Source organism: Thiosulfativibrio zosterae (assembly GCF_011398155.1).
In the GTDB taxonomy this organism is placed as follows: domain Bacteria; phylum Pseudomonadota; class Gammaproteobacteria; order Thiomicrospirales; family Thiomicrospiraceae; genus Thiosulfativibrio; species Thiosulfativibrio zosterae.
This window is the reverse complement of record NZ_AP021888.1, coordinates 315,449-325,000: the sequence shown is the minus strand read 5'-3', so window position 1 is coordinate 325,000 and position 9,552 is coordinate 315,449. Positions and strand designations below refer to the sequence as shown.

Below are 9,552 nucleotides of genomic sequence, written 5' to 3'. Positions count from 1 at the left end.
CCGACACATTAATAATAAAACGCGATTCATCATGATTGAGCTTTGGCAAATAATCAGAGATAACTTTATGCGCTCCAGGATTTTGTAAGCCGATAGAATTCAGCAATCCATAGGGCGACTCCATCACGCGCTCAGCCTTATTGCCCAACTTAGGTAATAAAGTTGTGCCCTTTAAAAAGACAGCGCCCACATCTCGATTGGAAAAACCCGACACAGCTTGGTATTCTATGCCGTAACCAGCATTACCAGACGCCATGGCAATGGGATTGTTAAAATGAATACCACATAAGTCTACGGATAAATCTGTCAACGGACTTCACCTAAATAAAGTTTAAAAAGTTAATTTTATGATACATATCATTCTGTACGAACCCGAAATCCCACAAAACACCGGCGCACTGATTCGCCTCAGTGCCAATATGGGAGCACATTTACACCTCATCAAACCCTATGCGTTTGACTTGAGCGAAAAAAAGGTGCGCCGTGCGGGGCTCGATTATGCCGAATTGGCGCATCTTTATGAACACGAATCTCTGGAAGCTTGTTTGCAAAGCGTTAAGCCCAACCGAGTATTCGCCCTAACCACCAAAACCACGCAATATTACACTGCGCAAACATTCGTCAATAACGATGCCTTTTTATTTGGACCTGAAACTCGCGGTCTGCCAAAAGACATTATTGAAAGCCTACCAGAATCTCAACGCCTCACCATTCCGATGATACCGGGTGGTCGCAGTATGAACTTGGCCAATGCGGTTTCTGTGATGGCTTATGAAGCCTGGCGCCAGCTCAGTTTTAACATGAACCTTTCATGAATCTTTAAAGGGTTTAAAAATCCGTTTCGGCCTTTGCATCACGCGACATCAGTTGTTTAACGGCATCGGCCGGTGCAATCTCACCTTCTATAATCGCCAGCACCTGCATCATGATCGGCAAATCAAGCCCTTTAGCCAAAGCAATTTGCTTGACTGCTCTAGCGGCTTTAACCCCTTCCACCACTTGGCCGATTTGCGCAATTACCGAATCGGTATTTTGACCAGGCCTGGCTAAATTTAGCCCGAAACGACGGTTTCTGGACAAATCATCCGTGCAAGTGAGCACCAAATCGCCCAAACCTGCCAAACCCATCAGCGTTTCGGTTTGTGCTCCCATGGCTTGACCAAAACGCATCATTTCCACCAAACCACGCGAAATGAGTGCCGCTCTGGCATTAGCACCTAAGTGCAATCCATCACTCAACCCAGTGGCAATCGCCATAATGTTTTTGTAAGCACCGCCAACTTCAACGCCCGTCATATCAGACTGGGTATACATTCTAAAGCGTTCATTTTGAAAGGCTTGCGCCCAATACAAGGCTTCAGATTCTTCAAATGCGGCACTCACCATTGCGGTTGGCAAGCCCTTAGCCACCTCAACGGCAAAGGTTGGCCCAGATAACACGGCAATGGGTGCATCCTTGCCCAACACCTGTTGCGCCACCTGGTGCAATAACTGCCCAGAACTGATTTCAAACCCTTTGGTCGCCCAAGCAATATGACAATTAGGTGTTAGCGTGTGTTTTGCCAGCTCAGTGAGCGTTTCTCTAAATACATGGCTTGGCACGACCACCAACACTGCATCCGCATCCTTAAGTGCTTCACCAAAATCCGCCGTCACATTTAATCCGCTTGGGAAAACAATGTCTTTTAAATAGGTGACATTTTGACGACTGGCTTGCATTTGCAGAGCTTGCTCAGCACGATAAGTCCATAAGTTAACGCTATGGCCAACTTTTGCCAAGTGAATCGCCAAAGCAGTTCCCCAGGCGCCCGCGCCTAAAACCGCAATGCGTTGTGACTTCAAAAAAACAATCCTTTTGAATTCATCGCAAGGGTTTAGGAAGCTGTTTCAGCTTGCTTACGCTGTGCGTGCTCAGCGAACATCGCATCAAAATTAACCGGTTCTAATAATAATTGTGGGAAACCACCACGCACCACCAAATCAGACACCGCTTCTCTCACATAAGGAAATAAAGCCGCTGGACACTGTGAACCCAGCAAATACCCTAATTCATTTTGATCAAAGCCGACAATGGTAAAAATACCCGCTTGTTTTACTTCGCATACAAACGCAATGGCATCTTCTACTTTAGTCGTCACTGTCACGCGCACTGACGCATGAAAAACACCTTCTTCTAACTGACGGCTATCGACACTTAAATCCACATCAAGCTGTGGTTGAAATTCTTTGGTAAAAACGGCAGGCGAATTCGGAGATTCAAAAGAAACATCCTGAGTGTAAATTTTTTGAATTTGAAAAACCTTTTGTACTTCCGACATGCTAACTTCCTAACTGTTTAATTTATTTAACTGCTTACAAAGCCACTTACTGAGCTGCAAGCAACTTATCCAACTCACCACGCTTATCTGCGGCTGATAAGTCATCAAAACCACCCACATGGTGTTCGCCAATAAAAATTTGTGGCACGGTATTGCGCCCTGTTTTGGCGGACATTTCGTCCCATAACGCAGGCTTTCCCGTCACATCAATCACTTCGTACTGCACACCTTTAGCATCTAGAAGGCGTTTTGCCATATTGCAATAGGGGCAACTGTTGGTTGAATACATGATATTGGCCATTTTCAAATCCTTTTGAATTACTTTTTTTCGTTTTTCTGCTTTCTCAAAGAACGCGGCGTATTGGTTGGTAAACCAGCAGACTTCCAAGTCATAATGCCACCGCTAAGGTTATAGACTTTTTGAAAACCATTTTTTACCAACAGCTTAGCAACCCCCGCCGAGCGAGCGCCACTTTGGCAATAAACCAAAACGGGATCTGCTTTGCGTGAACTCAGCGATCCAATTTTTGCCGCTATCTCGGATGACGAAATATTTTGCGCTTCACCAATAAAACCGCCACGATATTCTGCTTCGGTGCGCACATCCAACACCAACGCATCTTGATTATACAAACGAACCGCTTCGTCAGCACCCACCGACTCATAACCCGCCAACTTATCACCGACATAACTATAAATCAGCATTGCGGTTACCACGGCCAGCGCGATAAATAACAAGGCCTGTTGTTCAACAAATTCTATAAACATTTTTTTATCCCAATTCGTACCCCAAAACAGCTTTAAAGCCTTTTAGAGTGGTTTGTCATTTTCAAAGTCTAGTGATTTTAACAGTGAAACTGGTTACAATAAATCCAATTTTATAAATATTTTTAATGGGGATTCAAATTCATGAGCCACAAGCCCACTATCAAACACCGCCCAACTGGCCTTCTTATTTTAGATGGCTGGGGATATCGCCAAGAAACCGAAAACAATGCCATCGCCATGGCCAACACACCTAACTGGGATGCACTTTTAGAAAACCACCCTCATACCACTATCTTTACTTCTGGTATGAATGTCGGTTTGCCAGACGGACAAATGGGCAATTCTGAAGTCGGCCACATGAACTTAGGCGCTGGGCGAGTTGTTTACCAAGAACTGACTCGCATTCAAAAAGACATCGACGACGGTCGCTTTTTTAATAACAACTCACTCCTACAAGCCATCGACACCGCCGTGAGCCGTAAAAAGAAAGTGCACATTTTAGGGCTGTTATCAGATGGCGGCGTGCATTCTCACATCAACCACATTAAAGCCTCAATTAAGCTGGCGTGCGAACGCGGTGCCGAAGTGTTTATTCATGCCTTTACCGATGGTCGCGACACTGCTCCTCAAAGCGCACTGATTTATATTGCCGAACTGGAAGATTTTTTAAAAGCCTATCCAAAAGCCAAAATCGTGTCTATCACTGGGCGTTATTTTGCGCTTGACCGCGATAACCGTTGGGATCGTGTTAAAAAAGCCTACGATGTTATTTCAGCGGGCATCAGTGAGTTTACTGCCGAAACAGCCGCACAAGCCGTTGAAGCGGCCTATGCGCGTGATGAAAATGATGAATTTGTGCAAGCCACCGAAATCAAAGCCGCCGGCGCAGAATCCGTCAAAATTCAAGACGGTGACTCTGTTATTTTCATGAACTTCCGCTCTGACCGTGCCCGCCAGTTGACTGAAGCCTTTATTAATGAAGATTTCTCTGAGTTTCATAAAGTCAACGCCCCTATTCTGTCAGAGTTTGTTACCCTCACAGAATACAAAAAGACCTTTGAAAAATTTGGTGTTCTAGTCGCTTATCGCTCGACCAAACTCCTTAACACCTACGGGGAATATGTTTCTAAGCTAGGCTTAAAGCAACTGCGCATCGCCGAAACCGAAAAGTACGCTCATGTCACCTTCTTTTTTAATGGTGGCGTTGAACAGCCTAACGAAAATGAAGATCGCACCCTAATCAATTCACCCAAAGTCGCCACCTATGACTTGCAACCCGAAATGAGCTTACCAGAGCTCACCGAAAAGTTGGTTGCGGCCATAGAATCTAACCAATACGATACCTTTATTTGTAATATCGCCAACCCAGACATGGTGGGTCACACTGGCGTGATTCCGGCTTGTATCAAAGCGGCAGAAGCGGTTGATCTAGCGCTAGGAAAAATTGTGGCCGCCATGCAAGCCGCTGGCGGAGACTTATTGGTTACTGCTGACCATGGCAACATGGAAATGATGGTTGAACCTTCAACCGGTGAACCCTTAACCTCTCACACCACCTTGCCTGTGCCATTTGTTTATGTTGGCAACCAAAACATTACCATGCGTGAAGGCGGCATCTTGGCCGATGTGTCCCCAACGCTTTTGGCATTAATGGACATCCCTAAGCCAGAAGAAATGACTGGCACCAGCATTTGCATTAAAAAATAAGCGTTTTAAAACCCCAAACCAGGCCTAATTTTAACCAGGCCTGGTCAAATTTCACCTCAAATAATCGTTATAATGACTTTTCTGGGTCATGCTTAATCACCCCGCAAGGATGCGGATTCATTGATTTTAAAAACCAATAACAGTATAATCTCGCACCCTTTTCCGTTTTAAGGCGCCTACGCACGCCTTTATAAAAAAGGTTGCGGCTGCTAAGTGTAACAAGCATTTACTTAGCTTATGATGCCTAAGTATCAGAATATTAACAGGAATTAACTATGAACTCACTGAACCAATTACAAGGTCTCTATTCGCCAGAATTCGAAAAAGAGAACTGTGGATTTGGACTCATTGCCCAAATGGACGATAAAGCCAGTCACTGGACCGTTCAAACTGCGATCGAGTCGTTATCGAACATGACGCATCGTGGTGGGGTGGCCGCCGACTGCTGTACCGGCGATGGTTGTGGTTTATTGTTTAAAAAACCTGACTCCTTCTTGCGCTCAGAAGCCGCTAGCTTAGGCTTTAGCATTGCTGACCTCTATGCCGCTGGAATTATCTTCTTAAGCCAAGATGCGAATAAAGCGCAATTGGCTCGCACCACCCTTGAAAACGAAATCGTGGCTAAAGGCTTAACGATTGCTGGCTGGAGAAAAGTGCCCGTGAATTCAAGCGTGTTGGGTGCACAAGCCGCTGGCATGGAACCCTTAATAGAAACCCTTTATGTTAATGCGCCTGCCAATATGAGCGAAGCGGATTTCAACCGTGGTCTGTTTGTGGCACGCCGCAAAACCGAAATGGCGATTGAGCCAAATGATGATACTTTCTACATCACCTCTTTGCACAGCCAATTGCTATCTTACAAAGGGTTGGTTATGCCACGCGAATTGGCTGAGTTTTACCTTGACCTAAAAAATGAAAAATTTGAATCTTCATTGGTTTCTTATCACCAGCGCTTTTCAACCAACACCATGCCACAATGGCGTTTAGCGCAGCCATTCCGTTTCTTGGCGCACAATGGTGAGTTAAACACCATTCGCGGCAACCGTAATTGGGCATTGGCGCGTCAAAGCAAATTTGAAACACCTTTAATTCCTGAACTTTCGCAGTTAAAGCCTTTGGTTGCTCAGTCAGGTTCTGACTCTAATTCTTTAGACAACATGCTAGAAGTCTTGATGATGGGTGATATGCCGGTATTTCAAGCCTTACGCTTATTGATTCCGCCAGCTTGGCAGAATATGCCACACATGGACCCAGACAAAAAAGCATTCCTAGAATACAACTCTATGCACATGGAGCCTTGGGATGGTCCAGCCGGTATGGTTATCAACACCGGTAAATACGCGATTTGTGGGGTTGACCGTAACGGTTTGCGCCCAACGCGTTATGTCATTACCAAAGACCGTCATATTACTTTCGCCTCTGAAATTGGGGTTTATAACTACGCGCCAGAAGATGTGGTTGAAAAAGGTCGTCTAAAACCAGGACAAGTGGTTGCCGTCGATTTAGAAACCGGTACTTTCCTAAAACCAGAACAAATTGACGATGCTTTAAAAGCCGCTAAACCTTATCGTGAATGGATGGACAAGGGTTATATGCACCTTGAAGAGCGTCTAGATTCTGAAGAATCCGCACGCGGTTGGGACAGCAAACAAGTAGATACCTACCAAAAATATTTCCAAGTGTCTTTTGAAGAGCGCGACCAAATCATTCGTGTTTTGGCTGAATCGGGTATGGAAGCCACCGGCTCTATGGGCGATGATGCGCCACTGCCTGTCTTCTCGTTAAAAGTGCGTTCTATTTTTGACTACTTCCGTCAAATGTTTGCACAGGTCACCAATCCTCCGATTGACCCCTTGCGTGAAAGCATCGTTATGTCGCTGAATACCTGTTTTGGTCGTGAAATGAACATGTTCCAAGAAGGCCCTGAGCATGCGCGCCGTTTAGAAGTTCAATCACCGATTCTATCGCCTTCTATGATGAAAGAATTGAAAGGTCTGGTTCATGATGACTACCAAAACCGTGAAATTTCGCTGCATTACAACGCTGAATCGTGCAATCTAAAACAAGCCATCGTCAATGTTTGCGACCAAGCGGTGCAAGCCATTAAAGATGGCGTGACTTTGTTGATTTTAACTGACCTGAACATTGAAAAAGGGTTGATCAGTATCCCATCAGCAATGGCTACCGGTGCGGTACACCATCGTTTAATCTCAGAAGGTTTACGCCCAGAAGCCAACATCATCGTTGAAACTGGTTTGGCGCGTGACCCACATCATTTTGCCGTGTTATTTGGTTACGGTGCAACGGCGGTTTACCCTTATTTGGCCTATGAAGCCATTGAAGATTTGGTGCGCACCAAAGAATTATCCAGCGCTCATAAATCCAGCCATTACATCAAAAACTACCGTAAAGGGATTAACAAAGGCCTATTGAAAATCCTTTCAAAAATGGGGATTTCAACCATCACCTCTTACCGTGGTGCCCAGTTATTTGAAGCCGTTGGTTTGAGCCGTGAAATTGTTGACCTATGTTTTAAAGGTACGCCAACGCGCATCGAAGGGACTAAATTTGACCATTTAGAAGCCGATCAAATCACTTTATCGAAAATGGCGTTTAACCCACGCAAATCGATTGACCAAGGTGGATTGTTAAAATATGTTCACGGCGGTGAAGCTCACGCTTATAACCCCGATGTGGTTGAAAACTTGCGTAATGCCGTACAAACCGGTGAACAACGCTATTACGATACTTTCCGTGAATTGGTTAATACCCGTGCGCCGATGACTTTGCGTGATTTAATCACCTTTAAAGACACAACAGCCATTGACATCAGCGAGGTAGAACCTCTAGAAGCCATTTATAAGCGCTTTGATTCAGCCGGTATTTCTTTGGGTGCCCTATCGCCCGAAGCGCACGAAGCGCTCGCAGAAGCCATGAACCGTCTAGGTGCTCGCTCTAACTCAGGTGAAGGCGCAGAAGATCCTAAGCGTTATGGCACCAATAAAATGTCTAAAATTAAGCAAATCGCTTCTGGGCGCTTTGGAGTCACGGCTCACTACCTTAGAAATGCCGAAGTTTTACAGATCAAAGTCGCTCAAGGTGCAAAACCCGGTGAAGGTGGTCAGTTGCCTGGTCACAAGGTAGATATGACCATTGCAAAATTGCGTCATTCTGTACCTGGCGTAACCCTGATTTCTCCACCACCTCATCACGATATCTATTCGATTGAAGATTTGGCGCAGTTAATCTACGACCTTAAACAAATCAATCCTAATGCCTTAGTATCGGTCAAACTCGTTGCCGAACCTGGCGTTGGAACGATTGCCGCCGGTGTTGCTAAAGCCTATGCGGATTTAATCACCATCTCAGGTTATGACGGTGGTACAGGCGCTTCTCCTCTAACCTCGGTGAAATATGCAGGTAACCCTTATGAAATGGGCTTGGTTGAAACGCATCAAGTATTACGCGCCAATGATTTGCGTGGACAAGTTGTTGTGCAAGCCGATGGTGGCTTAAAAACTGGCTTAGATGTCATTAAGTCTGCCATTTTAGGTGCCGAGTCTTTTGGATTTGGTACTGCACCCATGGTTGCTTTGGGTTGTAAATATTTGCGTATTTGCCACTTAAATACCTGCGCAGTGGGTGTTGCCACTCAGGATGAGCGTTTGCGTAAGGATCACTTTATTGGTAAAGCTGAAATGGTGATGAACTATTTCCGTTTTGTGGCCGAAGAAACCCGTGAGTGGATGGCCAAATTAGGTGTGCGTTCATTAGGTGAATTGGTGGGGCGCGTCGACCTACTCAAAGTCATTGACAACCCTTTAACCGACAAACAACGCAACATTGATTTATCTGCCTTCTTGTCAGATGGTGGCGTACCTGCAGACAAACCTCAAACGGTACAAGTGCAACGCAACAATCCTTGGGATAAAGGTAATATTGCAGAAGAAATGGTTGCAGCCACTTTGCCAGCCATTGAAGCCAAAACTGGCGGTACTTTTGAATTTAAACTGATTAACACTGGCCGCTCAATCGGTGCGCGTGTTGCAGGTGAAATCGCAGAGCGTTATGGCAACAACGGCATGAAAGATGCCCCTATTACCCTTAAACTTACTGGTATTGCCGGACAATCGTTTGGGGTTTTCAACGTGGATGGTTTAAACCTGCACCTTGAAGGCGATGCCAACGATTATGTCGGTAAAGGTATGGCCGGTGGTGAAGTGGTTATTCGTCCACCAAAAGGATCAGCCTTTGACCCTCATACAACGCCAATTGTAGGTAACACCTGTTTATACGGTGCCACAGGCGGTAAGCTGTTTGCCAATGGAACCGGCGGTGAGCGTTTTGCCGTGCGCAACTCTGGGGCAACCGCAGTTGTTGAAGGTTTGGGCGACCACGGCTGTGAGTATATGACAGGCGGTGTTGTTGTCAGCTTAGGTGAAGTGGGCGTTAACTTTGGTGCCGGTATGTCTGGTGGTATGGCTTTCATTTTGGATGAAAACCGATCGCTCGCAGACCGCGTTAACCCAGAAATGGTTGAAGTGATTCGTATTGATACCGAGTCAACCGAAGCCTACCGCGTTTACTTAAAAGAATTACTCACCGAGTATGTCGCCAAAACCGACAGTGCTTACGGTAAAACAGTATTAAACGATTTTAGTCGTTACCTACACAACTTCTGGCTGGTGAAATCACGAGCCATTGGCATAGATCAATTATTAGGCCTATTTGCCAACAGCCGCGATGGCAATTAAGGGAG

8 protein-coding genes (1 of these 8 running past the window's edge) are annotated in these 9,552 nt (G+C 45.5%); 3 read left to right on the top strand and 5 right to left on the bottom strand.

The features are described from left to right. Positions 1 to 310 carry the 5' end (the start) of a dihydroorotate dehydrogenase gene (locus THMIRH_RS01240; protein WP_173289987.1) on the bottom strand. Its footprint begins 638 nt before the window's first position, so 310 of the gene's 948 nt are visible here — the first part of the coding sequence; the start codon lies at positions 308 to 310; the stop codon falls past the left edge of the window. A gap of 37 nt (positions 311 to 347) precedes the next feature. Between THMIRH_RS01240 and THMIRH_RS01235 the strand changes: the two genes are divergently transcribed. After that, the gene (locus tag THMIRH_RS01235; protein WP_173289985.1) at positions 348 to 815 is read left to right on the top strand and encodes a tRNA (cytidine(34)-2'-O)-methyltransferase; all 468 of its coding nucleotides are present in this window, start codon (positions 348 to 350) and stop codon (positions 813 to 815) included. A 13-nt stretch (positions 816 to 828) separates the two neighbouring features. Here THMIRH_RS01235 and THMIRH_RS01230 read toward each other — a convergent pair whose 3' ends face one another. From THMIRH_RS01230 to THMIRH_RS01215, 4 genes are read right to left on the bottom strand one after another with little or no spacing between them, the layout of a single operon-like run. Then, positions 829 to 1,842: an NAD(P)H-dependent glycerol-3-phosphate dehydrogenase gene (locus THMIRH_RS01230; RefSeq protein ID WP_243831463.1), complete on the bottom strand. Its 1,014-nt coding sequence runs from the start codon at positions 1,840 to 1,842 to the stop codon at positions 829 to 831. Positions 1,843 to 1,874: 32 nt separating this feature from the next. Further along, positions 1,875 to 2,318 (bottom strand): protein-export chaperone SecB, encoded by a 444-nt coding sequence (gene secB / locus THMIRH_RS01225; RefSeq protein ID WP_173289982.1) that lies wholly within the window; start codon positions 2,316 to 2,318, stop codon positions 1,875 to 1,877. Between the two features lie 46 nt (positions 2,319 to 2,364). Further along, positions 2,365 to 2,619 (bottom strand): glutaredoxin 3, encoded by a 255-nt coding sequence (grxC, locus tag THMIRH_RS01220; protein WP_173289980.1) that lies wholly within the window; start codon positions 2,617 to 2,619, stop codon positions 2,365 to 2,367. Positions 2,620 to 2,636: 17 nt separating this feature from the next. Beyond that, positions 2,637 to 3,086 carry a rhodanese-like domain-containing protein gene (locus THMIRH_RS01215; RefSeq protein ID WP_173289978.1) on the bottom strand — a complete coding sequence of 150 codons (450 nt, stop codon included), beginning with the start codon at positions 3,084 to 3,086 and terminating at the stop codon, positions 2,637 to 2,639. A 141-nt stretch (positions 3,087 to 3,227) separates the two neighbouring features. Here THMIRH_RS01215 and gpmI point away from each other — a divergent pair, with 141 nt between their 5' ends. Both gpmI and gltB read left to right on the top strand, forming a co-directional pair. Beyond that, entirely contained in the window at positions 3,228 to 4,793 is a 1,566-nt protein-coding gene (gene gpmI / locus THMIRH_RS01210) for a 2,3-bisphosphoglycerate-independent phosphoglycerate mutase (protein ID WP_173289976.1), read from the top strand. A 275-nt stretch (positions 4,794 to 5,068) separates the two neighbouring features. Continuing rightward, positions 5,069 to 9,547 carry a glutamate synthase large subunit gene (gene gltB / locus THMIRH_RS01205; RefSeq protein ID WP_173289974.1) on the top strand — a complete coding sequence of 1,493 codons (4,479 nt, stop codon included), beginning with the start codon at positions 5,069 to 5,071 and terminating at the stop codon, positions 9,545 to 9,547. Positions 9,548 to 9,552: the final 5 nt, after the last annotated feature.

Coding starts and splice junctions, on each gene's coding strand:
- THMIRH_RS01235 (WP_173289985.1), top strand. CDS start 348: ATGATACATATCATTCTGTACGAACCCGAAATCCCACAAAACACCGGC.
- gpmI (WP_173289976.1), top strand. CDS start 3,228: ATGAGCCACAAGCCCACTATCAAACACCGCCCAACTGGCCTTCTTATT.
- gltB (WP_173289974.1), top strand. CDS start 5,069: ATGAACTCACTGAACCAATTACAAGGTCTCTATTCGCCAGAATTCGAA.
- THMIRH_RS01215 (WP_173289978.1), bottom strand. CDS start 3,086: ATGTTTATAGAATTTGTTGAACAACAGGCCTTGTTATTTATCGCGCTG.
- grxC (WP_173289980.1), bottom strand. CDS start 2,619: ATGGCCAATATCATGTATTCAACCAACAGTTGCCCCTATTGCAATATG.
- secB (WP_173289982.1), bottom strand. CDS start 2,318: ATGTCGGAAGTACAAAAGGTTTTTCAAATTCAAAAAATTTACACTCAG.